Annotated in this window: 19 protein-coding genes; 11 read left to right on the top strand and 8 right to left on the bottom strand. The window is 70.9% G+C overall.

Translation table 11 applies throughout. The features are described 5' to 3' along the window. Positions 1-101 precede the first annotated feature (101 nt). Positions 102-1,946, top strand: coding sequence for an adenylyl cyclase (locus Dvina_RS46025; RefSeq protein ID WP_223097719.1), 1,845 nt, complete (start codon positions 102-104; stop codon positions 1,944-1,946). Positions 1,947-2,015: 69 nt separating this feature from the next. On the opposite strand, the gene Dvina_RS46020 is transcribed toward Dvina_RS46025, so the two are convergent. Continuing rightward, on the bottom strand, positions 2,016-2,897 hold the full coding sequence (locus Dvina_RS46020; protein WP_223097717.1) for an SDR family oxidoreductase: 882 nt from the start codon (positions 2,895-2,897) through the stop codon (positions 2,016-2,018). Between the two features lie 84 nt (positions 2,898-2,981). Here Dvina_RS46020 and Dvina_RS46015 point away from each other — a divergent pair, with 84 nt between their 5' ends. After that, on the top strand, positions 2,982-3,554 hold the full coding sequence (locus tag Dvina_RS46015) for a TetR/AcrR family transcriptional regulator (protein ID WP_223097715.1): 573 nt from the start codon (positions 2,982-2,984) through the stop codon (positions 3,552-3,554). A gap of 12 nt (positions 3,555-3,566) precedes the next feature. On the opposite strand, the gene Dvina_RS46010 is transcribed toward Dvina_RS46015, so the two are convergent. Beyond that, positions 3,567-5,156 carry a cellulose binding domain-containing protein gene (locus Dvina_RS46010; protein WP_246655762.1) on the bottom strand — a complete coding sequence of 530 codons (1,590 nt, stop codon included), beginning with the start codon at positions 5,154-5,156 and terminating at the stop codon, positions 3,567-3,569. A 123-nt stretch (positions 5,157-5,279) separates the two neighbouring features. On the opposite strand from Dvina_RS46010, the gene Dvina_RS46005 reads away from it, so the two are divergent. Next, complete coding sequence (locus Dvina_RS46005; protein ID WP_223097713.1) at positions 5,280-6,497, top strand: MFS transporter; 1,218 nt, start codon at positions 5,280-5,282, stop codon at positions 6,495-6,497. A 46-nt stretch (positions 6,498-6,543) separates the two neighbouring features. Here the strand turns inward: Dvina_RS46005 and Dvina_RS46000 are convergent, their stop codons facing one another. Next, positions 6,544-8,361: an RICIN domain-containing protein gene (locus tag Dvina_RS46000; protein ID WP_223097711.1), complete on the bottom strand. Its 1,818-nt coding sequence runs from the start codon at positions 8,359-8,361 to the stop codon at positions 6,544-6,546. Between the two features lie 189 nt (positions 8,362-8,550). On the opposite strand from Dvina_RS46000, the gene Dvina_RS45995 reads away from it, so the two are divergent. From Dvina_RS45995 to Dvina_RS45985, 3 genes are all read left to right on the top strand, one after another. Then, positions 8,551-9,267: a hypothetical protein gene (locus Dvina_RS45995; protein WP_223097709.1), complete on the top strand. Its 717-nt coding sequence runs from the start codon at positions 8,551-8,553 to the stop codon at positions 9,265-9,267. 30 nt (positions 9,268-9,297) lie between these two features. Next, entirely contained in the window at positions 9,298-11,622 is a 2,325-nt protein-coding gene (locus Dvina_RS45990; protein WP_223097707.1) for an Hsp70 family protein, read from the top strand. Positions 11,623-11,937: 315 nt separating this feature from the next. Beyond that, positions 11,938-13,284, top strand: coding sequence for a DUF1996 domain-containing protein (locus Dvina_RS45985; protein WP_223106091.1), 1,347 nt, complete (start codon positions 11,938-11,940; stop codon positions 13,282-13,284). A 56-nt stretch (positions 13,285-13,340) separates the two neighbouring features. On the opposite strand, the gene Dvina_RS45980 is transcribed toward Dvina_RS45985, so the two are convergent. Together Dvina_RS45980 and Dvina_RS45975 are read right to left on the bottom strand one after the other, a co-directional pair. After that, positions 13,341-14,072 (bottom strand): DUF4142 domain-containing protein, encoded by a 732-nt coding sequence (locus Dvina_RS45980; protein WP_223097705.1) that lies wholly within the window; start codon positions 14,070-14,072, stop codon positions 13,341-13,343. Between the two features lie 136 nt (positions 14,073-14,208). Next, positions 14,209-15,585: an SPFH domain-containing protein gene (locus Dvina_RS45975; RefSeq protein WP_223097703.1), complete on the bottom strand. Its 1,377-nt coding sequence runs from the start codon at positions 15,583-15,585 to the stop codon at positions 14,209-14,211. Positions 15,586-15,712: 127 nt separating this feature from the next. Between Dvina_RS45975 and Dvina_RS45970 the strand changes: the two genes are divergently transcribed. Then, the gene (locus Dvina_RS45970; protein ID WP_223097701.1) at positions 15,713-15,916 is read left to right on the top strand and encodes a hypothetical protein; all 204 of its coding nucleotides are present in this window, start codon (positions 15,713-15,715) and stop codon (positions 15,914-15,916) included. On the opposite strand, the gene Dvina_RS45965 is transcribed toward Dvina_RS45970, so the two are convergent. Together Dvina_RS45965 and Dvina_RS45960 are read right to left on the bottom strand one after the other, a co-directional pair. Beyond that, positions 15,910-17,079 (bottom strand): FAD-dependent oxidoreductase, encoded by a 1,170-nt coding sequence (locus Dvina_RS45965; protein ID WP_223097699.1) that lies wholly within the window; start codon positions 17,077-17,079, stop codon positions 15,910-15,912. The two genes, Dvina_RS45970 and Dvina_RS45965, sit on opposite strands and share 7 nt — an antisense overlap. Next, positions 17,076-18,143, bottom strand: coding sequence for a hypothetical protein (locus tag Dvina_RS45960; protein WP_223097697.1), 1,068 nt, complete (start codon positions 18,141-18,143; stop codon positions 17,076-17,078). The genes Dvina_RS45965 and Dvina_RS45960 overlap by 4 nt, the downstream gene beginning before the upstream one ends. 194 nt (positions 18,144-18,337) lie before the next feature. On the opposite strand from Dvina_RS45960, the gene Dvina_RS45955 reads away from it, so the two are divergent. The 4 genes from Dvina_RS45955 to Dvina_RS45940 all read left to right on the top strand — a co-directional run bounded on the left by Dvina_RS45955 (position 18,338) and on the right by Dvina_RS45940 (position 22,848). Then, positions 18,338-19,039 (top strand): hypothetical protein, encoded by a 702-nt coding sequence (locus Dvina_RS45955; protein ID WP_223097693.1) that lies wholly within the window; start codon positions 18,338-18,340, stop codon positions 19,037-19,039. Between the two features lie 74 nt (positions 19,040-19,113). Beyond that, on the top strand, positions 19,114-19,725 hold the full coding sequence (locus Dvina_RS45950; protein ID WP_223097691.1) for a hypothetical protein: 612 nt from the start codon (positions 19,114-19,116) through the stop codon (positions 19,723-19,725). Between the two features lie 596 nt (positions 19,726-20,321). After that, positions 20,322-21,191 carry a glycosyltransferase family 4 protein gene (locus tag Dvina_RS45945; protein WP_246656674.1) on the top strand — a complete coding sequence of 290 codons (870 nt, stop codon included), beginning with the start codon at positions 20,322-20,324 and terminating at the stop codon, positions 21,189-21,191. 649 nt (positions 21,192-21,840) lie between these two features. Then, positions 21,841-22,848, top strand: coding sequence for a glycosyltransferase family 2 protein (locus Dvina_RS45940; RefSeq protein ID WP_223097688.1), 1,008 nt, complete (start codon positions 21,841-21,843; stop codon positions 22,846-22,848). Between the two features lie 172 nt (positions 22,849-23,020). Here Dvina_RS45940 and Dvina_RS45935 read toward each other — a convergent pair whose 3' ends face one another. Next, on the bottom strand, positions 23,021-24,226 hold the full coding sequence (locus Dvina_RS45935) for a glycosyltransferase (protein ID WP_223097687.1): 1,206 nt from the start codon (positions 24,224-24,226) through the stop codon (positions 23,021-23,023). Positions 24,227-24,648 lie beyond the last annotated feature (422 nt).

The raw sequence follows: 24,648 nt of genomic DNA, 5'->3' as shown, positions 1-24,648 counted from the left end.
AGCGCTCTCTCGCATTCGTGGCGCACACCCCCGCCCCGCGAAGCCACGCCCCAGTTTCGGTACGTGGGTGCGCGCCGCCAGAGGAAAGTAGGTCGCGTTTCATGTCATTTGGTTCAGCTCGGCCAAGCCGCCGCGGCCGGTGGTTTGCCCTCGGGGCCGCCGTTCTGCTGACCGCGGTCGCCGCCGTCTCCGCTCCCGGCGCCGCCGCGGCCGCTCCCGCCGGGTCGAAGAACCCCGACTTCGGCCCCAACGTCAAGATCTTCGACCCGTCGATGACGGTGGAGCAGATCAAGTCGGTCGCCGACTCGGTGCTCGCGCAGCAGATCGACAACGAGATGGGGACGCAGCGCTACACGCTGCTGTTCAAGCCGGGCACGTACGGCACCCCCGACCACCCGCTGCAGATCCAGGTCGGGTACTACACCGAGGTCGCCGGCCTCGGGCTCAACCCCACCGACACGGTCATCAACGGCCACGTCGACGTCTACAACCGCTGCCTCGCGGCCGACAACTGCATCGCGCTCGTCAACTTCTGGCGTTCGCTGTCCAACCTCACCATCAACGTGGCCGGCCTCGACGGCTGCCGCGCCTCGGGTGAGTTCTGGGCCGTGTCCCAGGCGGCTCCGCTGCGGCGGGTCAAGTTCAACGGCAACGCCACGTTCATGGACTACTGCACCGCGGGCCCGCAGTACGCCTCCGGCGGCTTCATGGCCGACTCGGTGACGAGCACGCTCACCAACGGCTCGCAGCAGCAGTTCCTGGTCCGCGACAGCAACATCGGGACCTGGTCGAACGCGGTCTGGAACCAGGTCTTCTCCGGGACCGTCGGCGCGCCCGCGCAGTCGTTCCCGAACCCGCAGTACACCACGCTGGACAAGACCCCGGCGAGCAAGGAGAAGCCGTTCCTCTACGTCGACGCCAAGGGCAAGTGGAACGTCTTCGAGCCCGCACTGCGCCGCGACGCGTCGGGTGCGAGCTGGGCGAACGGCCCCACCCCGGGCCGCTCGATCCCGCTGTCGGACTTCTACCTGGCCAAGCCGTCGGACTCGGTGCTCGCCATCAACATCCAGCTGGCGCTGGGCAAGCACCTGCTCTTCACCCCCGGCGTCTACAACGTCAACAGCTCGATCCTCGTCTGGCGCCCCGACACCGTGGTGCTGGGCATGGGCATCGCGACGCTCACCGCCGTCGGCGGCTCGGTGCCGCTGTGGATCGCCGACAGCAAGGGCATCTCGGTCTCCGGCCTCATGATCGACGCCGGCACCGTGAACTCGCCCGCGCTGATGCAGGTCGGCACCAAGCTCGGCGGCGCGCTCAACCTGGGTGACGCCAACGACCCGACCGTGCTGCACGACGTGTTCTTCCGCGTCGGTGGCCCGCACGTCGGCAAGGCGGACGTGAGCCTGGAGGTCAACTCCGACCACGTCATCCTCGACGACATCTGGGCCTGGCGGGCCGACCACGGCGTCGCGGGCTCGGTCGGCTGGGACATCAACACGGGCCGCAACGGCGTCATCGTCAACGGCGACGACGTCCTCGCGACGGGCCTGTTCGTCGAGCACTACCAGCAGTACAACGTCGTCTGGAACGGTGAGCGGGGCAAGACGATCTTCTTCCAGAACGAGCTGCCGTACGACCCGCCGAACCAGGCCGCCTGGAGCCACGACGGCGTCAAGGGCTGGGCGGCGTACAAGGTCGCCGACAAGGTGAAGACCCACGAGCTGTGGGGTGGCGGCAGCTACATCTTCACCAACGTCGACCCGACCATCCACGCGGCCCGCGGCTTCGAGGTCCCCAACCGTCCGGGCGTCAAGCTCCACGACATCCTGACGGTCAACCTCTCCGCCGGCACCATCGACCACGTGGTCAACGACACCGGCGCCCCGGTCGCCACGGAAACCGGCGTCGGCGTCCCCAGCTACGTCACCAGCTACCCGGCGAGCTGACACGCACTTCCTTGTGTGGGGTGAAAAGCGGCGCCCGGCCTGAACTTCTCAGGCCGGGCGCCGTCCCTGTCAGGCCCCGATGTTCTCCAGGTCCTCCAGCAGGCTCGGGTGCACCGGCTTCCAGCCCAGGGCCTCCCGGGTGTGCTCGCTCGACGCGGGCTGGTCGGTCGCGAAGATCTCGCCCAGCGGCCCGAAGGCCTCGGTGGGGAGGGGCTTGACCGGCAGGGACAGGCGGCGGCCGATGACCTCGGCGATGGCGCGCACCTCGTCACCCTCGTCGGCCACGGCGTGCCAGGACGAGCCGGCCGGGGCCTGCTCCAGGGCCAGGCGGAACAGGACGGCGGCGTCGAGGGCGTGGACGGCGGGCCAGCGCTGGGTGCCGTCGCCCGGGTAGCCGGAGGTGCCGCTCTGGCGGGCGATCTGGGTCAGCAGGCCCGCGAAGCCGCCGGTGCCGTTGTTGTGGACGGTGCGGGGGAGGCGCACGGCGGAGCTGCGCACGCCCTGGGCCGCCAGGGCGAGGATCGCGGTGACCGTGCGGCCGCGGCCGCCGACCGGACCGTCGGTGGGCAGCGGGTCCGACTCGACCGACGGGCGGCCCGGGATCCAGGGGGTGCCGGAGCACGTGACGAGCGGGCGGCCGGTGCCGAGCAGGGCCTCGCCCATCGTGGTCAGGGCGGCGGTCTCCTCCGCGACCGAGCGGGCGACCGCCTCGGCGCTGCTGAAGTCGTTGCTGAAGGCCAAATGGATCACGCCGTCGGCCCGCGCGGCGCCGGCGCGCACGGTGTCGAGGTCGGCCAGGCCGCCGCGGAGGACCTCGGCGCCGGCGGCCTCGGCGGCCGCCGCGGAGGCGTCGGAGCGGGCCAGGGCCAGGACGGTGTGGCCGTGCGCCAGCAGTTCGGCCACGACCGCCGATCCGATGAGGCCGGTGCCGCCGGTGATGAAGACGTGCATGGGTAACCCCCAAGTGATGGGACCTTTGTCCCGTCAACGCTAGCACGGTGATGGGACAAAGGTCCCATCGCCTATGATAGGCGTATGGCGAGATGGGAGCCCGGAGCGCGGGAGCGGCTGGTCATGGCCGCCGTCGACCTGTTCACCGAGCAGGGGTACGACGCCACCACCGTCGCGCAGATCGCCGAGCGGGCCGGGGTCACGAAGAGCACCTTCTTCCGGCACTTCCCGGACAAGCGGGAGCTGCTCGTGGCGGGGCAGGAGGCGCTGCGCCGGCTGCTGGCCGAGGGGATCGCCGAGGCGCCAGCGGAGGCGTCGCCGCTGGAGGCGGTCGCGGCCGGGCTGGAGCGGGCGTCGAGCGCGATGGGGCCGATGAACCACGACCTCGGGCCGCGGCTCAAGGCGGCCATCGCGGCCAGCACCGAGCTGCAGGAGCGCGACGCGCTGAAGAGCGTCAGCCTGGCCGCCGCGATGACCGAGGCCCTGGTGGCCCGGGGCGTGCCCGACGCGACGGCGGCCCTCGCGGGGGAGCTGGGCGTGCTCGCGTTCAAGCGGGGCTACGCCGAGTGGTCGCAGGCGGCGGCCACCGACGCGTTGGCGCCGTACGCGCTCGCCGCCCTGCGAGAACTCAGGGCGGCGAGCGCGGCGCTCGGCTGACGTACGGCCGGGTCAGCCCGTGTAGGCGGCGAAGATCTTCGAGAACTCGTACGGCGACTGGGCGATGTTCGTGCACATGTACAGCGCCCCGGTGCAGGCGTTGCGGTCGCGGGTCTCCTCCCAGAACGACAGCATGCCCAGGTGGTTCTGCTGGGCGAAGGCGACGAGCTGGCGGGCGTCGTTCTGGTCGTACGTGCCGCCGTCGTCGTTCTTGCCGAGCATCGGCGTGACGCCAAGCATGCGCCAGACCTGCGCGTCGGTCTTGGTGGGGTACAACCCCTTCAGTTGTGTGAATGTCGACTGCGCGGCCTGGACGGCGAAGTTGCCGTAGTCGCCGGTGCTGCGCTGGTAGTCCATCGCCATCACGTTGACGAGGTCGAGGTTGACGCCGGCGTCGCGGGCCGAGCGGACCACGTTGACGCCGTCGCTGGTGAGGCCCTCCGGGAGCACCGGCAGGGTCAGCGAGATCTTGACGTTCGGCCGCGCGGCCTGCAGCAGGGCCAGCGCCTGCGACCGGCGGGCGATGGTGGTCGGGTCGGCGACCGCGGCGCCCTCGATGTCAAGATCGATATACTTGAGATTGTACGCGTCCACGACCGCCTGATACTCGGCGGCGACCTGGGCCGGCGTCGAGCACGCCTGGGCGAGCTCGATGCCGCTGGCGCCACCGAACGAGATCTTCACGTCGCCGCCCCGGGCCCGGACGGCGTCGATCTGGTCCTTGCTCCACGCGGCCCGCGGGTCGTAGGCGTTGAACCACGACGCCTTGCAGCCCGCGCTGTTGACGAACGCGAGCGTGAAGTTCTTCAGGTTGCCGCTCGTCGCCATGTCGGTGAGGGTGGGCGTCGGCCAGGCCCCCATGTCGACGTACGGTGCGGTCGCCAATGTCGTGCCGCCCCCGCCCCCGCCGTCGCCGCCCCCGCCGGCCGCCGTCGTCGCGCTCACCTGGTTGGAGGCGCCCGACGCGTTGCCGGCGGCGTCGCGGGCCTTCACGGTGAAGGTGTAGGCAGTGGAGGCGGCAAGGCCGGAGACGGTGCCGCTGGTCCCCGCGACCGAGCCCGCCAGCGCTCCGCCCCGGTAGATGTCGTAGCCGGTCACGCCCACGTTGTCGGTCGAGGCGTTCCAGGCCAGGCTCACGCTCGACGAGGTCGTCGCGGTGACGCGCAGGCTTGCCGGCGCGGACGGCGCCGTCGTGTCCGTGACGCCGGCACATGACGCACCGTTGAGCTTGCAGTTGCCGGGCTTGCCGGAGCCCGACACCAGGAACCCGAAGCTCGCCGTGCCGCCGGGCGCGAGCGTCCCGTTGTACGTCCGGTTGTTCGCGGTCACGTGCGTGCCGGTCTGGGCCATGAGCGCGTCCCAGTAGCTGCCGAGCGTGGAGCCGGACGGCAGGTCGAACTCGACCTTCCAGCTCGAGACGGTGGCGGCCGTCCCGTTGGTGATCGTGTACTTCGCCTGGTAGCCACTGCCCCAGTCGGAGTCGTAACTGAGGGTCGCGGTGAGCGCGCCGGCCGCCTCCGCGGGCGTGGTGGCCACGGCGATGCCGCCGACAGCAGCAACCGCGGCCGCCGCGGCCAGGCCGATCCGAAGTCGGGATGTCATGTGCACTGCCTCCAAGACAAGACAGGTATCTATAGAGCAACAACGATAAAGAAAGTTAACTAAAAGTCAATGGAGGCCTCGAAATCGGTCGACGTCGCAGGTCGGGCGTGTGAGGGTGCCTGAGTGCTGCGGACGCGGAACTTCTCGCTGCTGTGGGTCGGGCAGTCCACGAGCGCTGTCGGGTCCGCTGTCACGACCGTCGCGTTGCCGCTCGTGGCCATCGCGACCCTCCACGCCGGCCCGGCCGCGGTCGCGCTGCTCACCGCGGCCACCTGGCTGCCCTGGCTGCTGATCGGGCTGCCGGCCGGCGTCTGGGTCGACAGGTGGCCGCGCCGGCGGACGCTGCTCGTCGCCGATCTCGCCTCCGCGGCAGTGCTCGCCGCCGTCCCGATCGCGGCCTGGACCGGCGTGCTCACCATGGCCGGGCTGCTGACGGCCGCGCTGCTCGCGGGGGCGGCCGGGGTGTTCGCCAACGTGGCGTTCAACGCGTTCCTGCCCCGGCTCGTCGGCCTGGGAGACCTCATGCAGGGCACGGCCCGCCTGCAGACCAGCGCGTCGGTGGCCGCGGTCGCCGGGCCCGGCCTCGGCGGGCTGCTGGCCCAGGCGGCCGGGCCGGTCACCGGCATCCTCGTCGACGCCGGCACGTTTCTGGTGTCGGCGTCCTGCCTGCTCGCACTGCGGACCGGGCCGGAGCCGCGCCCGCCCGGCGACGGGCGGGCGGGCATGCTCGGCCAGATCGCCGAGGGCATCCGGTTCATCCTGCGCGGCCGGCTCCTGCAGGCCATGCTCGTGGTGGCGGCGGCGACGAACTTCGCGATGCTCGGCATCACCGCGCTGCGGGTCGTTTTCCTGGTGCGCACCGAGGGCGTGGCGCCCGGTACGGCCGGCCTGGTCATCGGCGTCGGCAGCCTCGGCGCGATCCTCGGCGCCGCGCTCGCCGCCCCGGCCGCCCGGCGCTTCGGCAGCGCCCGGACCTACCTGGTGGCGAGCGTCGCCGCCGCCCCGTTCGTGCTGCTGCTTCCGCTCGGCGGGGCCGGCGGGCGCCTGGTGCTGTTCGCGGCCGGGTCGTTCATCGCGCTGGCCGGGGCGGCGATGGCGAGCATCATGACGATGACGTTCCGTGGCCACTTCGTGCCGGCCCACCTGCTCGGGCGGGTCACCGCGGCCTCGCGGATCTTCGTGTTCGGGACGGTCCCGTTCGGCGCGGCGAGCGCCGGGCTGCTGGCCTCGGCGCTCGGGGTGCGGGCGGCCCTGTGGACCCTCGCCGCCCTGTACGTCCTCGCGCCCCTGCCCCTGCTCGCCACCGAGGCTCGCACGCGGCGCGACTTCCCGGCGGCCTGACCCGCGCACGGCCGCCCCGGTGTGGGGCGGCCGTGCGGTGTGTCGCTCAGGTCAGTGTGAACTTCTGGGCGGTGGTGCCGTTGCAGTCCCAGATCTGTAGGCGGGTGCCGTTGGTGGTGGTGGCGTTGGGGGCGTCGAGGCAGCGGCCGGACTGGGGGTTGCGCAGGGAGCCGTCGGCCTGTTGTTGCCAGTTCTGGCCGCCGACGCCGTTGCAGTCCCAGAGTTGGACGGGGGTGCCGTTGGCGGTGGCGTTGCCGTTGATGTCCAGGCAGCGGTTCAGGGTGCGCAGTGCGCCGGTGGTGGTGTGGAACCAGTGTTGGTCCACGGCGTAGGACTGGCAGTCCCACAGTTGGACGGCGGCGCCGTTGGTGCCGGTGTCGTCGGCGGCGACGTCGACGCATTTGCCGCCGGGGCCGTTGATGGGGCCGCCGCCGTTGACCGCGAACTTCTGGGCGGTGGTGCCGTTGCAGTCCCAGATCTGTAGGCGGGTGCCGTTGGTGGTGGTGGCGTTGGGGGCGTCGAGGCAGCGGCCGGACTGGGGGTTGCGCAGGGAGCCGTCGGCCTGTTGGAGCCATTTCTGGCCGCCGACGCCGTTGCAGTCCCAGAGTTGGACGGGGGTGCCGTTGGCGGTGGCGTTGCCGTTGATGTCCAGGCACCGACCCAGGGTGCTCAGGGAGTTGTCGGCGTTGTGGGTCCATTTCTGGTCGACCGCGTTGCCCTGGCAGTCCCACAGCTGCACCGCCGTACCGTTGCCGCCCGTGTCGTCACCGCTCACGTCGACGCACTTGCCGCCCGGGCCGGTGATCGTCCCGCCGGAGGCCGGAGCGTTGCCGCCGCCGCTGGTGATGAGGAAGCGGTTGTTGGCGGTGTTCCAGTGGGTGGCGAGGTAGGAGCCGGCCGGGGGGTTGGTGTTGAAGTAGTCGTCTTTGTTGCAGTCCAGGCGGTTGTCCTGAGCCTGGTCACCACACACCACCCGCAGCACCGTGCCCGGCCCGTCGTTGTAGCACATGATGTCGTAGTCATCCGTGCAGTGCCCGTACGCGGTGTGGTTCGGCGAACTCGACATCACCGCACCCATCGCATGCGTCAACTCATGCGCCGCCGGCCCCGACCCCCAACAACCCGAATCGACCCGGCTGAAACTCGCCCCCGAATTGTTCGCATTGTCCTGCCCCGGCCGATCATCCAACGTCACATAGGCCACCCCACACAACGCTGTCGCGTCCACATACAGCAAATACTTCCGGTCAGCCCGGTTGAACCCCTGCGCCTTGACCGCATTGACCGAGTTACCGAAGTCACCCAGCGAACCGTTGTCGATCGCCACATCCGTGACCGCGATGTTGCAGCCGCTGTCGGTGACGAACCGGATGTGCCGGACCCCGCCCGTCTGCGCCGCGCTGGCACTGTAGATGTCATCCACACCCGACGTCCACGTCCGGATCGACGCCACATACTGGCCGTACCGGTCCGCGTTACCCGACCCGTGCACATACAACACCTGCACCCGGTTCCCGGACTGCCCGTCACCATCACACACCACACGCAACGGCGCCACCGCCACCCCACCCAGCGGCGCCACCGACCGGGCCACATCAGTCCCGGCAAACGACGCATCCGGACCATGCGTACACGCCCCCGGCACCGCCTTCACCTCAAACAGACCCTTACAACGCCCGGTACCAACCTTGAACCCGTCATAGACAAGCCCACGCGCACCGTCATTGGCCGGAATCAACGGGTCCGGCGGCCCCTGCTGCTGTTGCTGCGCCCAAGCGGGCGCCGTACCGATACCGACGACGAGCAGCGCCCCGGCCACAATTGCCAGAACGCGCCGCCGGGGCTTGAACCGAAGACGAACCATCGCATCTCCCGCTGGCGGACGGGTCAGGAACGCCCAGTGTGGGCCGCCGCAAACCCATCGAACAATGTCAAACACGGAATTGTTTAACTTTGTTTGCTGATTGCAGTGAGTGATTCGCCGGGCGACGCGTGGAATGACACAGTGTGAGGCTTCGATGTGCCGGCCGCGTTCTTGGGGCATGATGTGCCGATGGGACGGCACGGGCACCGGCAGCGCACGGCGGGCTGCGTCGTGCGCGACCCGCGGCGCCCGGTGCCGTGGTGGCCCTGGCTGCTGCCCATCGGCGGGCTGGCGCTGTTACCGGCCGGCGCCGCCGCGGCACTGTTCGGCGTGGCCGTGGTGCTGCTGGCGGTGGCCGGCGCGGTGCGGTACTGGCCCGGCGGCGTGCGGATCTCCGGCTCGGCGATCGCCGAGTGGCAGGCGGCCGAGGCGGCCCTGCGGGAGGTGCGGCTGCGGTGGTCGGCGCTCGGGGCCATGGCCGAGCCCGCGGACATCCGGCCGACGTTGGAGCTCACGCGGTACAACATCGGGCGTTTGATCGTGGCTCGGACGAGCCTGCGCGACCGGGCGGACGAGCTGCGGGCCACCCGCGACCAGCTGCGCCCCGGCGACCTGCGCGAGGAGCTGGGCGAGCGGCTGGAGGCGGCCCTCGACCGGCTCCGCGACCTCGACGCCCAGCTCGCGGCCCGGACGGCGGCGCTCGGGCGGCTGGCGGTGTCGCTCGACGACCACGAGCGGCGCGAGCTGGCCACGGCGCGGGCGCGGGTGCTGCTCGCCGGGGAGCTGCCCGGCGACACGCTGCTGGCCGACCCCCTGGAAGAGGTCGGGGAGCGGACCGCAGCCACCCTCGCGGCGTATCGAGAGTTGTCCGAACTGCGACCTTCACCGTCCGAAACGCGATCGTAGACGGACCGTTCCGCGAACTAGGATTGGGGCATGTCACCGGCCTTCGGGCTCGGGATCGACTTCGGTACCTCGAACACGGTGGCTCTGATGCGCTGGCCCGACGGGCGCGTCCGGCCACTGCTGTTCGACGCCAACCCGTTGCTCCCGTCCGCCGTGTTCGCCCCGACCAAGCCGGGGCCGGGCTCGACCACGCCCGCGGACGACCTGGTCGTCGGCGGTGACGCGCTGCACCACGCGCGGTTCGACCCGGCCGGCCTGGAGCCCAACCCCAAGCAGCACATCGACGAGCCGTCGATGCTCCTCGGGGCGCGCGAGGTGCCGGTCGCCGACCTGATCGCGGCGGTCCTGCGCTTCGTGTTCACTGAGGCCAAGCGGGTCGCCGGGGCCGAGGACTTCTCCGTCGCCATCGCGCACCCGGCCGGCTGGGGCACCCAGCGGCGCGCGGTGCTGGCCGAGGCGGCGCGCCGGGCCGGCCTGGGCGCGGCGCTGCTCGTGCCGGAGCCCGTCGCCGCGGCGCACGCGTTCACCGCCGTGCTCGGCCAGCAGGTCGAGACCGGCAAGGCCCTCGTCGTCTACGACCTCGGCGCCGGCACCTTCGACGCCAGCGTGGTCGTGCGCCGGCCGGCCGGGTTCGAGGCGGTGGCCGTGGACGGGCTCACCGACGTCGGCGGGCTCGACATCGACGCGACGATCGTGCGCTGGCTGGGGGAGCGGTATTCGCCGAACGACCCCGAGCTGTGGACCCGCCTCGCCGACGCCCAGGACCCCGACTCGCTGCGCCACCGCCGCATGCTCTGGCACGACGCCCGGGTCGCCAAGGAAATGCTCTCGCGGGCCCCGGCCGTCGTCCTGCAGATGCCCGAGCCGCTCAACGTCGACGCCCAGCTCACCCGGGACGAGTTCGAGGCGGCGGCCAAGCCCCTGCTCGAGCGCACCGTCTTCACCACTGCCGCGCTCATCCGGCAGGCCGGCATCAAACCCGAGGACATCGCGGGGGTACTGCTCGTCGGCGGCGGCAGCCGCATCCCCCTCGTGGCGACGATGCTGCACCGGGCGCTCAACGTCGCGCCGACCATCACGGAGCAGCCCGAGATCGTCGTCGCCGAGGGCTGCCTGTTGTCGCTGTCGGCGCCGCCGTCCGACCAGTCGGGGGAGGGCGCGCCCCTGTGGCCGGCCGCCGCCGCGGCCGCCGCACCGTACGCCTCGATGGCCGCGGGCCCGACGCCGTCCGCCGCTTCGCCCCCGATCGCTCCGCCTGTCTCCTCGCCGTCGCCGTCGCCGTCGCCGTCTGCCGAGCCGGTCGCGGCGGCCGGTGGGACGGAGACGGCCACACCGCCGCCGGGCGACGCGGCCCCGGGGACCGACCCGGGCATCATGTGGCCGGATCAGGGGGCGACACCGGTGGGCTTCACCACCCCGCCCCCAGCCGCACCCATGTCCGGCCCGCCCATGTCCGCCCCTCCGGCCTCCGGCCCGCCCGCGGGTTACGGGATGCCGGTCTCCGCGCCCCCCGTCTCCGGCGTGCCCTCGTCCGGCGTGCCGTCGTCCGGAGCACCGCTATCTGGAGCGCCGGTTTCCGGCGTGCCCACGTCCGGTGCGCCGCGGGGCCGGGTCTACCAGACCGGGGCATATCCGACGGTCCAGCCGCCTTCGCCGCCACCGTTCGCGCAGGCACCGCCGTTCCAGCAGCAACCGCCGCGCCCCGCGGTGCCCCGGTATGTGCCGCCACCCCCGGCGGCCGCCGCGATGCCTGTCTCGCCCGGCCCGTCCAGCCGGGTCGTGCCCGTCTACGACGAGCGCGCCATTGCCGGCGCCGCCCCGCGCAAGGGCGGCAAGAACTGGCTCAACGCCCTGCTCGTCGTGATCGCCCTCCTGGCCGTGGCCGGCGCGGGCACCACCGTCTACTTCGTGCAGCTCGGCAAGGACAAGCCCTCGGCCACCAGCCAGTCGCCCGGGACCGAGGCCGGCGCGGGGACCGCCGCCTCCGCCGACCCCGGCCGCAGCGCCGAGCAGGCGGGCTCGATCGGCGGCGCCGGCGACACCGCGACCACGGCGACCCAGAGCCGCGCCCCGGCGACGACGGCCACGAAGGACCTGGTCACGGTCCCGGACCTGAGCGGCGCCTACGTCGACTACGCCAAGCAGCAGCTGCAGGACAAGGGCCTGAAGTACCAGATCAAGTACAAGGAGACGTGGGACGAGGAGCAGGTCGGCAAGGTGATCGCCCAGGACCCGAAGGCCAACCGCCAGGTCAACCGGGGCAGCACCGTCACGCTGACGATCGGCTCCCAGCCGAAGGACCCCTCCAGCGCGCCGCCCGCCACCACCGGCGGCCCGCGCCCGACGTCCACCTGAGCCCGCTTCCCGAAGTGATCCGCCGCCGAAGGCCGCCCGTACGGCCGCATCTGGAGAGCGCTCTCCATCCGCAGCTTAAATCCCGCTGTTGTTCGCCCGTTTTGTGGGCATAAAGCGCAACCGGCACGCTTGACGTATTGACGGACCGGTCACCTCGGCGCGTACATTTGGAGAGCGCTCTCCGAGCGCGATGCACCCGGCCGGTCCGCCACCGGCGAACGGCACCCGCCCACACCCCTGGGAGCTGCATTGAGCAACAGACGCCTCAGAAGAATCGGGATTCCGATCGGAGTCACCACCGCGGTCGTGGCATCGATGGTCGTCGGCGCGTTCCAGCTGACGTCCGCCAGCGCCGCCACCGGCACGCTGCTGTCGCAGGGCCGGCCCGCCCTCGCGTCGTCGACGGAGCTCGGCGAGTCCCCGGCCGCCGCCGCGTTCGACGGCAACAACGCCACCCGCTGGAGCAGCCAGTGGAGTGACCCGCAGTGGCTGCGGGTCGACCTCGGCTCGACCGCCACCATCTCCCAGGTCGTGCTGCAGTGGGAGGCCGCGTACGCCAAGGCCTTCCAGATCCAGACCTCGCCCGACGGCAACGCCTGGACCAGCATCTACAGCACCACCACCGGCACCGGGGGCACGCAGACCCTCAACGTCACCGGCTCCGGCCGCTATGTGCGCATGTACGGCACCCAGCGCGCCAACGGCTACGGCTACTCGCTGTACGAGTTCAAGGTCTACGGCACCTCGAGCACCACGCCGCCGGCGTCGGACGGCCCCGGGTACGTCATGGCGAACCCGCCGGTCACCGGCGTCGTCCCGTCCACGGCCACCCCGCCGCCCACCAACCCGCCGACGACCCACCACGAGTTCCAGGCGAACTGCTCGGTCAGCCGCAGCAACCTGCCGGACGACCCGATCGTGTTCTTCGGCCTGCCCGGCGCGTCGCACTCGCACACGTTCATGGGCAACACCACCACCAACGCGAACACGACGCTCGCCTCGCTGCAGGCCGGCGGCACCGCCTGCATCACGCCCGGCGACAAGACCGCGTACTGGATGCCCACCCTGTTCAACGGCGACCAGGCCGTGCAGCCGGTCGGCCGCCAGGTCATCTACTACAAGAGCGGCGTCCTGGACTACCGCAGCGTCCGCCCGTTCCCGGCCGGCCTGCGCTACGTCGTCGGCAGCCCGTCATCGACGCAGGCCGAGTTCCAGAACCACCCCGGCCACGTCGAGGGCTTCGAGTGCGGTGACCTCACCAACCAGTGGGACATCCCGGCCAACTGCGTCGCCGGCAGCCAGCTCAACGTCCGGCTCCAGGCCCCGAGCTGCTGGGACGGCATCCATCTGGACACCCCGGACCACAAGTCGCACATGGCGTACCCGGTCGTGGGCGTCTGCCCGCAGGACCACCCGGTCGCCGTGCCGATGATCGAGTTCAAGATGGCCTGGCCGGTCAGCGGCAACATGGCGAACGTCCACTTCGCCAGCGGCCGCGGCTACTCGTTCCACTACGACGTGTACAACGCCTGGGACGCCCCGACCCTGAAGGCCCTGTCCGACCACTGCATCAATGGTGGTCTCCAGTGTGACCCGCGCGGCTTCGACCAGTACAAGCCGGACCGCGGCGCCGCCCTGAACGAGAACTACGTCCTGCCGTAACCGTCCGAAACAGACCACGGCCCGCCCGGCTCCGGTCGGGCGGGCCGTTTCCAGCGCTAGCCGTTGCAGTCCAGCGCGCTCAGCGCCGACGTGATCATGCGCTTGTGCTCCTGGAGCGTCGGCAGCGTCTCCCGCGCGAACCGCACCAGGTCGGGGTTGTCGCCGTGCGCCGCCTCGTTCTCGAACAGCGCCACCGCACCCACATGGTCCAGATACTCGGCCGGCACATACGCACAGTCGAACAGCAGCCCCTCCAGCCGCGACCACGCGTTGATGATGTTCTGCTGCGCCGAGTCGGGCAGGTCCGGCGTCGACGTCCCGAGCGACTTCGCCAGGATCGACAGCTTCGTGCCGGCCCGGTTGTGATCGCTGATCATCTTCGCACCGAAGTCGCGCACGCCGGCGGAGTACCCCCGCGCCTTGGCCAGCGACCCCGCGGCCACCTCGAAGTTGCCCCCGTACCCGGCCGCCAGGACGAACGCCGAGTCCTGCGCCGACAGCGGCCCCGACGTAGCGGTATCGGTCGGCGCCGGCGTGTCCGACGGCGAGTCGGTCGGCGCCGGCGTCGCGGTATCGGTGGGCATCGGCATGTCAGTAGGCATCGGCATGTCGGTGGGCATGGGCATGTCGGTCGGCATCGGCAGGTCCGACGGGTCTATGGGCGCCGAAATGGGTGGGTCGATGGGCACCACGGGGTCGGTCGGGTCCTCGCCGGGCGCCGCCGAGGCCGGCACCGTCCCGAGCATGACGGCACCGGCCACGGCTGCGGCAAGCATCGGCAATCGCATGACAACCTCCCACGCAAAGGGATCTTGATCATCTGATTGCCTCGAGTCTTGCCGCAAAACGGCTCGGTCGGTTGCAAAACCCCGGCCCTGCAACCTCGGCCGCACCGACCGCGGCCTCCTGGCGCGGCGCGCCGGTTCAGTGCTCGGCGCGGCGCCCCGACAACGCCTGCACCACTGTCGTGAGCTCAGCGATCAGACCCGCCACAGTCGTACCGTCATTCCCGCCGATGGTCACGGAGCGCAGCTCGGCCGGCTTCGGCAGCTTGGCCACGATCTCCGGCAGCCGCTCGATGAGCTGCGCCTGCAGGTTCTCCGCCGACTGCGCGTTGGCGATGTCGGCCCGCAGCCGCTCCCGCTCCACGTCCAGCAGCGCCTGCTCGTGTCCGGCCCGCCCGCGGGCCGCCGCCAGCAGCAGCTCCGCCTCGGCCTTCAGCCGGGTCAGCTCCGCCTCCCGCTCGATGCGCAGCCGCCCGATCTCCGCCTCCTCGGCCGCGAGCTGCCGCTCCAGCGCCAGCGCGTGCCGGCTCGTCGCGTCCTGCAGCTCGGCGAGCGCCCGGGCGTCCTCCTGCTCCCGCTGCGACCGGCGCAGCGCCTCGGCCGCGTCCCGATCGAACTCGTGCGCCGCGCGCCGGGCCCGCTGGTCGGCGAGCTCCCGGTCGCTGGCGATCCGCGACGACTCCCGCTGCTGCTGCCCCGTCAACTCGCGCTCGGCCACCGCGTCCTCGGCCGCGAGCTCGGCGAGGCGCGCGATCCGGCCCTGCTCGCTGCGGTACGGCTTCTGCAGGTTTTCCCACAGCCGCGACGAGCTGACCACCGCCTCCTTGATCTGCACCGTCACGATCCGCAGCCCGAGCCCGGCGTCGGCCCCACCCGACCCCTCGGCCACGCCCCGCAGCCGCGCCGTCAGCTCCTCGATGATCGGCTGCTTGTCGCTGAGCACCTCGGCCACGCCGAGCGTCGACACCTTGTCCTTGATCGCCGCCTCGGCCTGCTCCTTCAGCTGCAGGTTGACCAGCCGCATGGGGTCCTCGGCATCCCCGAAATCCAGCCGCCGATACGCTGTCGAGAAGTCCTCGATGATCCATTGCACATACGCCTGCACCAGTACTCCCTGGAGCTCCCGGCACACGCAGTACGCATTGATCAGGATCGTCTGCATGGCCCCCGGCACCACCAGATACGAATCGGTGGCCGGGTTGTAGCGGAACGACACCCCGAGCCCGAGGTGCAGCGGCTCGGCCTTCCCCCGCCGCGTGTGCACGACGAACGCGTTGGGCGGCACGAGCACCGTCTTCCACCGTCCGAACCCGGTCACCCGCACCTCGACCGCGTTCGGCGTCGGCTGCGGAGCGTTACTGCTCTCCCCGCGCCGCAGCCGCTCCGGCGGGGGCGCCCCACCGGCCGCCGGGGCCTGCACCTGCGCCCGGGCGACGCTGCTCTTGGAGCGAAGATCGGCCTCGAGCCGCTCCTGCTGCCTGACGACCTGGTCGAGGTACGTATTGGTGTTCGACATGCGCCGCTCCCATGAAAGTCCGCAGTGGACGGTGCGGCCTCAGTCTGCCAACCGCGGTCAACGCTTTGTCCTGTGGCAGACTGCCCCGGTGGCCCGCGACGATCGCGCCGCCGGATGCGGTCTCTTCGTGTACGTCGTGATCCCCGCGGTCCTGGCAGCCCTCAAACTGACAGACGTCATCGACTGGTCCTGGTGGTGGGTCCTGTCGCCGCTGTGGGTGCTGCTCGCCCTGATGCTGGTGGTGGCGGCGGGCTGCGCCCTGCTCCTGCTGGCCGGCGTGGGCGCACTGGAGCACTGGCTGCGCCGCTGGAGAAGAACCGAAGGTCAGTAGACGAGCCCGGTGGCGGTGATCCGAGACGTTGCCGGATGGGCGTGGACGGCGGGGTCGGCCCACAGATCGTGCCCGGCGTCCTCGACGATGTTCTGCGCGGCCAGCATTCCCATGAGGATGCCGTGGCCCTGCCGGTTACGCACGATCGGCCCGTGCTGCCCGATGACCTCCAGCCCGGACAGGCCCTGCAGATGGTCCTCGAGCACGTCGAGGTGCCGGCGGAGGCTCTCGCGGTACACGGGAAGGCTCTTCGGCACCCGCAACGCCACGCCGTCGAGAATTTCGTCGATGTCGACGAGCCCGGTGGCCGCAAGCTCGTTGCGGGCGAGCGCAACGTACTGCTCGTCCTCCCAGCGCCAGAACTCGTGCTCACCGGAGCACCAGTATTCGAGCGCGACAACCGTCTCCGGCTCCCCGCGCTTGGCCGCGGGCACCCAGTTGTCGAAGTTGGTGATCCGCCCGGTCCGCAGCGAAGGATCGCGCACGTTGATCCAGGTGTCCCGGAAGACCGACTGCCCGCTGGTCAGCAGGTAGACGACGACGGTGTTGCCCAGCGTCAGGCCGGCTCCGGCCGCCGCCACCGCCGCCGGCACCGCGGGAAGCCGCCCGGCCAGCACGGCCGGCGGCATCGACGACACGACGTGGTCGTGCTCGTAGACGTCGGCGTTGTTGAGCCGCACCCCGACAACCCGGTCGTCGTCGACGACGAGCTGTGCGACGGGCGTATCCAGGTGCACGCGCCCGCCGCGCTTCTCGACGAACTCGCACATCCGCGAGTACACCTCGCCGAACCCATGGCGCGGATGCGCGAACTCCGGCACCGCCGCCCGCCGCCCGTGCCGCGGCCACACGCCCCGCAGCAGCCCGCCAAGCCCGGAGCCGGCCGCGGCGGCCCGCGCCGGGTGGCTCCCGACGACCGGCTCGACCATCTCGAAGTCCCCGCCGACCACCTCGAGCCAGAGCTCATTCACCCGCGGATCGGCGCTGAAGAAGTGCTGCGGCCCGACCCCGACGCTCTGCCCCCACAGCCCGACCGACCGGGCGAGCCCCCCGACCCCGCCGGAGGCCTCATAGACGTCGACCTCGAGCCCGGCCTTGGCCAGGCAGTAGGCGGCCGCCGCCCCACCGGCCCCGGCCCCGATCACCGCAACCGAGCGCCTCACAACGCGTGCCATACCGCGGTTCGTTCGCGGGCCGCCCGGTCCGCGGCGGCCAGCGCGAAGATCGCCAGCGGCAGCATCGGGGTCAGGTGCTTGAGGTGCGAGCCGTAGTCGGGAGCAAACAGCGCCTGCGTGACCACGAACGCGAGCAGCAGCGAGACGGCGACGCCGAGCATCGGGCGGCCCGCACTGTGCCGAGCGGCGCCGACCATACGCACGGTGAACGCGGCCAGCACGAGCGCGGCGAGCCCGTTGACCCAGCCGCCGGCCAGGGCGAGCGGGATCGGCGCCAGCAGCGCGGCGAACGTGAGCACGGCGTTGATCAGGCCGATCGGGATCGAGTGCGGCGCGTCGACGAACGGTGCGATGAGCATGGCCCCGTCGGGCGATCCGGCCCGCCCGGTGGTGGCGGCGGCGCGGAACGTGTCGAGCGAGTCGTGGCGCAGGACGAGCGTGCCCGCCGCGGCGATCAGGAACATCGCGGCCGCGCTCGGCAGCAGCAGGACCGGCCGCCCGCCGCGGTGCAGCGCGACGTACGCGGTGACGAACAGGGCCGCGATCACCAGCCAGTTCGAGCGGAAGAGCGTGCCGTACACCAGCAGCGACCCGGCGGCCACGAACGGTGCGGCGGACGCCCAGGCATCGACGCGCAGCACGAGCAGGATCGGCAGGACGAAAATCAGGACGACTGCGTCTTTCGAGTACTGCGTCAGGTACACGCCGCCGAGCCCGATGGCCGCCGCGGCGAGGGCCATCGTGCTCCAGCGCGCCGCCGGGCCCAGGGCCAGCGCGATCGCCGTGACGAACAGCGCCAGCTGGAGCACCGCCGTCACGTGCGGATGGTCGTCGAGACCGAGCAGCGCGTAGAACACGGCGACCGAGCGGTAGTGCGGGTCGGGGCGGATCGCGGTCGTGCCGTTGTTGAGGGCGGCGATGTAGTCACCGTCGGAGAAGTACCTGGCGGGCAGCAGCGCGCGGGCGCGCAGCAACAGGCCGAGCGCGCACAACCCGGCGGCGAGCTCGACAAGCCGGTACCGCAGCAGAAACACGCGCAGGTCCACCTTCACACACGAAACGTTACTGACTCACTACCCTGAGGCGTAAGAGCCGGTGGAGGCCGTAGCCCGGAAGAGGTACGCCCCGTTTGGGGAGTGCGTGCACCTCACTTAAAGTATGCGCACTAATACTTTGAGTATCTATCTCGTCGCGATCTTCGATTCTGGTCTCGGGCAGTCCAGGAAGGACAATGTTGATGCGTTGCTTGAAAGTGGTCGGAGCGATAGGCGTGGGACTGGCGGCCGCGGCAGCACTCAGCACCGCCGCGCTGGCCGAGCCGGACCCCGCACCGACCCCGGCGCAGATCGAGCCGCAGCCGACGCTTACCGGCGCCGGTGACCAGAACGCTGCCGTGGCCGGCCAGGGGGATGGCCGCAACCCCGTCGTGGAAGGCCAGAGGGCCGGCTACTTGGACACCGATGCGGCCGACGAGCACGCGGCCGGCCGCAACGGCGGTGTCGACGAGCACAGCGCCGAGGTCGACAACCAGCACCCGACCGCCGGCACCACCGTCGTCGTCACCGGCCACGGCTTCGAGCCGTCCGAGCCGGTCAGCTTCGACGCCATCATCGACATGTCCCCGGAATCCCAGGCGGGCACTCATCTCACGACCGCCCGGGCCGCCACCAACGGCGACGGCTCGGCCATCGTCAAGGTCCCCACCGGCTTCTCCGGCCGGCTCCCCATCAAGCTCACCGGCCAGACGTCCGGCGTCACGAAGACCGTGACAGTCGACGTCACCGTCCCCCGGCGCGAAGCCGCCACCGCCGCGAACCTGCCGGTCACGGGCCCGGGCGCCCTCGGGTACACCGCCGCCGGCCTGATCCTCCTGGTCGGCGGGGCCAGCCTGATCACCATCGCCCACCTGCGCCGCACCGCCCACGTCGCCGCCCACGCGTCGCGATGACCCGCCCACCGACCCGCGACCCACACCCTTCCGTCCATCCGGCCGGCACGGTCGGTTCGGCCAGCCCGGTCACTGTGGGCGACGCCCGCTCGGTCGGCATCGTCGGCTCGACCGCCCCAGTCAATGCGGCCGACACCCGCGTGTCCGGCATGGCCGGCTCGACCGGCCCGGTCGGCATCGTCGGCTCGACTATCCCAGTCAACGCAGTCGACGCTCGCTCGCCGGGCGCCGTCGTGATTGCAGCCGAGTCCCGGTTCCGTGCCGGCCGTCCCGCTGAAATCTCGCAGGGCGCCTCTGAACCCAACGGACTGCGCCGGACCGCAAGGGCGAGCAAGGCCACGAAGTCCGGGCCGACGCGCTTGGGCGATGAACTGTCGGAGGGCGCTGTCGTGATCGCGGCCGAGTCCCGATTCATCGCCGGCCGCCACCCCTCTGTCGCACCGATCGCCCCCGAATCGACCGTCCCGCCGCGATCCGAGCCACTCGAGAAGGCCGATCCGCTCGGAAGGCCCAGCCCTTTGGCGCTCGCCAAGCGGTCCGAAGCCGCCAATCGGCCCGAAGCCGCCGAGCGGTCCGAAGCCGCCGAGCCGGCTGGAGTCGCGGGGCTGGCTGAAATCGCCGGGCTGGCCGGCAAAGCCGAGTCCGCAGGCACCTTCGACGTCCATTCGATCGGGGAGCGCGAGTGACCGCACGCATCCTGCACGTCACCGGCGACATGACCAGCGGAACGGCAGCCGCGATCACCGAGTTCGCGCGGTCCACGCCGCAGTACGAGCACCATCTGCTCGCCCCTGAGCGCCTCGGGCGCACGGAGCGTCTCGGGCCCGCGGGGCTTCTTGGGCGCACGGAGCGTCTGGGGCCCGCGGGGCTTCTTGGGCGCACGGGGCTTCTCGGTCGCATGGAGCGTCTCGTGCGCACGGGGCGTCCAGGGCGCACGGAGCTTCTTGAGTGCACGGAGCGTTTCGGTCGCTCGGAGCTTCTTGAGTGCACGGAGCGTTTCGGTCGCTCGGAGCTTCTTGAGTGCACGGAGCGTTTCGGTCGCTCGGGGCATCTTGAGTGCACGGAGCGTTTCGGTCGCTCGGGGCATCTTGAGTGCACGGAGCGTTTCGGTCGCTCGGGGCATCTTGAGTGCACTGAGCGTCTAGGGCGCACGGAGCCTCTTGAGTGCACGGAGCCTTTTGAGTGCGCGGGACATCTTGGGCGCACGGAGCGTCTTGGTTGCGATGCATCGACGGCCGCCGACTTCACCGTGTGTCACTCATCCGGTCGTGGCCGCTTGGGCGTGGCCTGGGCCCTGCGCCGCGCGGTCGCCGCGGCCCAGCCCGCCATCGTCCACCTGCACTCGTCGTGGGCCGGTTTCATCGGCCGCCTGCTGCTGCCCAGATCAGGTCCGCCAATCGCGTACACCCCCCACTGCTTCGCCTTCGAGCGTGACCCGGCCACCGCACCTCCGGGCCTCGTCCACGTCACGCGGCGAGCAGAGCAGATCTTGGCCGACCGCACCGGCCTGGCGGTGTGCGTGAGCCCGCGCGAGGCCGACCTGGCCGCCGCCATGGGCCTGCCCGCCGTACACGTGCCGAACACCACCCGCGTCCGCGCCCCGCGCATGCGTACGTCCGAGGCGATACCCACCGTAGTGACCGTCGGACGGATCGGCGGCCAGAAGGACCCACACTTCTTGCTACGGACAAAGACTTTCGTCGACATCGACGCCGAGTGGACCTGGATCGGCGGCGGCGATCCAGCCCTGGAAGCCGAACTGCGCGCGGCCGGCGTGACGGTCACCGGATGGCTCCCACCGGAGCAAGTGGCAGAGCACCTGGCCGCCGCCGATGTGTACCTCCACACCGCCGCCTGGGAGAGCTGCCCCCTGGCCCTGCTGGAAGCCGTCGCCGCCGGCCTACCGCTCGTGGCCCGCAGCATCCCCGCCCTCGACTCGCTCGGCCTGGACCCGGACCTGCACACCCCCGAACAGGTCGCGGCCGAGCTCGAGCTGGTCCTGCACACCGGCCAGCCCAGCCGGCCCCGCCTGCAGGAGGCGTTCGCCGCCCAGCACACGCCACAAGCCCAGGCCGCCGCCCTCACTCAGGCATACGAGTGGCTGATCGGCTCCTCCATCCGCCACACATCCCGTACCCAGGTGCCGGTGTGAGCACCCCAAGCCCAGCCACCGCCGTGATCGCCCCAGGCGCAGCCGCCATTGTGAGCCGTCCAAGCGCAAACGCTGGTGGGGGTGCTCCAAGCGCACGTGCCAGTGTGAGCGCCCCTAGCCCAGCCGCCGCCGTGATCGCCCGACCTGTACAAGGCGATGGGCGTCACGGAACGCGTCCATGCGCAGCCGGCATTGCGAGCCGTCCAAGCGCAAACGCTGGTGTGGGTCCTCCAAGCGCACCTGCCAGTGTGAGCGTCCCAAGCACAGGCGACCAGGCGAGCGCCCCAGACGCAGGCGGTGATGTGGGTGCTCGATGCGTAGGCGCCGACGCGAGCGTCCCAAGACCAGCCGCCAAGGCGAGCGCCCCAGGCGTAGGCGACGACCGGAGCATCCCAAACGCGGGCGGCGGTGTGAGCGCTCCAAGCAGAGGCGGCAGTGTGCGCGTCCCCAGCAGAGGTGGCAGTGCGAGCGTCCCCAGCAGAGGCAGCGGCGTAAGCGTTCCGAGCGAAGGCGCCGGTGCGAGCGTGCGAGTCGTCGATGTCGACGACTTTGCGGACGACGACCGTCACCAGACGCTAATCAAGACCCCCGACGAAACATATGGAGAGGCGGCGCGGCAGTGACGTTGGCGGTTTCGATCGTCATGCCGGTGTACAACGTGGAGCGGCACATCGGGCGAACCATCGCGGCGCTCCTGGCGCTGCGCGTGCCGAATAACGTTCGAATCTCGCTGATCATCGTGGACGACGCCTCGACCGACGCCTCGATGGAAGTGGCGGGCGCGCTGCTGCGGGAGTCGCCGTTTCCCGTAAGCGTGCTGCGACACCCGGTCAGCCTCGGGCTTTCGGTCGCCCGCAACACCGGACTGGCCGCGGCCGGTGGTGACTTCGTGTGGTTCGTCGACAGTGACGACTGGGTAACGCCCGATCTGTTCGAAGCCTTCGCCCGCGCGGCCGCCCCCGACGTCGACATCGTCATCACGGACATGGTGCCCGTGCACGAGGACGGCGGCACCGGCCGCCCGATGATGCGTCGCACCGAGGACACCGTGTGGACCGGCCCGGCCGCAGTCGAGGAGTTCCTGTTCCAGCGCATCCGCGCGTTTATGATGAACAAGCTCATCCGGCGAGATCTGTTCGACGACCTCGAATTCCCGCCCGGCCGCCTGTACGAGGACGTCGGCGTGTGCGCCCGGCTCCTGCGCCGCGCCCGCACCGTGGCGTTCGTCGCCGGCCCGGCGTACTTCCACCTGCAGCGCCGCGCGTCGATCACCGGCACCTTCACGCCCCGTGTCCTCGACCTCTACACCGGCGTACTCGATGCCTGCACGATCCTGTCCACCGAGCCGAACCGCGCCTCGGCCGCCGGACTCCTGCACTTCCGGTTACGCGCCGGCGTCATGTCCGTCGTCGAGGCGGCCGCTCGGGCCCGAGGCGGCGATGCGGGCACCTCGGTCGTCGAAATCGTTCGCCGCGACCTGCATTTCAAGGACATTTTCGCGTGTGTACGTCACCGGCTCTGGCTGGTAGCCCTGAGCGTCCTGCTGATCCGCCTGGCTCCCACCTGGTACGCGCGGCTCTACCTGGCGGCCCGCTTCCTCAGACGCCGCCGCGAACGCCGCCTGGGCGCCCGCTGGCGAGGCCTGTCTCACGCCTGATCTAACCTCACTGATTTTCGTCAACGTCGACGAAAATCAAGCCAATCAAGCTTCCAACCCGCGAGCGCTGCGACCCGCGCACCTGCTCAACAGCGCCGCGAACCACCGGTCTGCGCACAGGTGCTGCGGCCCTCGGGGCCTCGCCTGAAGGGATCGCGGGCCGCAGCACTGCTCAAAGGCGCTGCGGAACGCGCAGCCCCAGCTCGCGGTGGGCGCGGTTGATGACGGCGGCATAGGAGGCGATCATCCGGGTGTGGCTGAACCGCTCGCGGCTGGCCAGGAGGCGCGGCGTCAGCTCGGCGCGGCGGTCGACGGCTTCAGACCAGGTGGTCGCGATCGCGTCCGGCTCGGGGGGAGTAATCAGGCCGATACCGTTGACGATCTGTGCGGTGTCGCCGATGTCGGTGGAGACCGGTACCGCACCGCACATCGCGCCCTCGATCAGGCACAGCGGGGCGGCCTCACCGCTGGTGGAGGTGAGGGCCACGACGTCGCTCGCGGCGTAGACGGCCTCCATGTCGCGGCGGATGCCCAGCAGGTGCAGCCGGTTCAGGAATCGCGGCTCGTCGTCGAACAGATCGTTGAGCAGCCCGCACAGTTCGACGTTCGCCGTGGTCATGCCCGCGCCGCACATGACGACGTGGCCGTTGGGCTCGTGCTCGAGGTACCGCCGGGCGGAAGCCAGGAACAGCGGAATGTTCTTCATCGCGTCGTACCGCGCCGCCAGCGTGACCACCTCGCCCTTGGCCGGCACTCCCAGCGACCGGCGCAGCGCGCCCCGCTTACGCCCCGTCACCGGCTGGAAACGGGTCAGGTCGACACCGTTCGGCACGACTTTGAGGAGGCTTTGCGGAATGCCTGCCCGTTGGTACGCCGCGCGCGTCGACTCCGCACAGCAGATCGCCGCGGCCACCCGACCGTCCGCCACCGCGGTCTTGAACTCGGCGAGTGCACTGCCCTGGTTCTCCGGATCGGAGCGGTGCAGACACACGATGACCGGCTTGCGCGGGAAGTCGGGCAGGTTGACCAGCCGCAGCGGCTGCTCCTTGAGCGACAGGATGATGTCGGCCCGCTCGGCGTGCGCGAACGCCGTCGCCACCTCGGACTGACTGAACGTCTTGCGGGCCGCCGAGCCGCCCCCGATCCGGCGGCCCAGTGGGCGCACCTCGACGCCGATAGCGCTCAGTGAGCGGTAGCTGGCGTCGTCCTCCATCCGCTGCAGGATCGTCTCCCGCCGCATGGCCCCGTAGATGCTCAGCACTGAATGATGATGGCTCCCCCCGGTGTGCAGCCCGGCCACGACCGTGGTGTGCAGGGCCCGGGCACCGCCGGAGAAAAACCCCTCATAGATCGACATCACGCGCAGTTGGCTAGTCACGGGCAAATCATCACCCGTCGTGGCCGTCCTGTCAGGTTGAACCAGTGAACTGTGCGTTTCCGGAAAGTCACGGATTAGCGGACGGCGTCCCTCAATACGGTGAGTCGTGATCGCGATCCGGTGAGTCCTCCGTTCGGCGCCCCGACCTCATCCGAACGTCGACTACGATGCGCGGATAAACCGCCCAAATCGCACTCCAATGTGCGACTCCCGCCGCCACGTGTGCGAACCACCACCACCCGTCCCACCGCACAGTGACGGTCCGCTCCAGCCGTCGCGGAGTGCAATGGCAGACCAGATCCAGCCACCGCGCAACGCGGTGAAGCTGATTCAGCCGTCACCTTACGCAACGATTGGCCGGCTCTAACCGCAAGGGAGTCGTCACGCCGCACGACTAAGGGATGCCGACTGAGTACGCGGCA

This window comes from Dactylosporangium vinaceum, from assembly GCF_019904175.1.
In the GTDB taxonomy this organism is placed as follows: domain Bacteria; phylum Actinomycetota; class Actinomycetes; order Mycobacteriales; family Micromonosporaceae; genus Dactylosporangium; species Dactylosporangium vinaceum.
Note: the sequence above shows the minus strand (reverse complement) of the source record. Positions and strands in the feature narration are given on the sequence as shown.

Excerpts from the sequence above, each read along its gene's own strand:
- Dvina_RS46025 (WP_223097719.1), top strand. The coding sequence starts at position 102 with ATGTCATTTGGTTCAGCTCGGCCAAGCCGCCGCGGCCGGTGGTTTGCC.
- Dvina_RS46020 (WP_223097717.1), bottom strand. The coding sequence starts at position 2,897 with ATGCACGTCTTCATCACCGGCGGCACCGGCCTCATCGGATCGGCGGTC.
- Dvina_RS46015 (WP_223097715.1), top strand. The coding sequence starts at position 2,982 with ATGGCGAGATGGGAGCCCGGAGCGCGGGAGCGGCTGGTCATGGCCGCC.
- Dvina_RS46010 (WP_246655762.1), bottom strand. The coding sequence starts at position 5,156 with ATGACATCCCGACTTCGGATCGGCCTGGCCGCGGCGGCCGCGGTTGCT.
- Dvina_RS46000 (WP_223097711.1), bottom strand. The coding sequence starts at position 8,361 with ATGGTTCGTCTTCGGTTCAAGCCCCGGCGGCGCGTTCTGGCAATTGTG.
- Dvina_RS45995 (WP_223097709.1), top strand. The coding sequence starts at position 8,551 with ATGGGACGGCACGGGCACCGGCAGCGCACGGCGGGCTGCGTCGTGCGC.
- Dvina_RS45990 (WP_223097707.1), top strand. The coding sequence starts at position 9,298 with ATGTCACCGGCCTTCGGGCTCGGGATCGACTTCGGTACCTCGAACACG.
- Dvina_RS45985 (WP_223106091.1), top strand. The coding sequence starts at position 11,938 with ATGGTCGTCGGCGCGTTCCAGCTGACGTCCGCCAGCGCCGCCACCGGC.
- Dvina_RS45980 (WP_223097705.1), bottom strand. The coding sequence starts at position 14,072 with ATGCGATTGCCGATGCTTGCCGCAGCCGTGGCCGGTGCCGTCATGCTC.
- Dvina_RS45975 (WP_223097703.1), bottom strand. The coding sequence starts at position 15,585 with ATGTCGAACACCAATACGTACCTCGACCAGGTCGTCAGGCAGCAGGAG.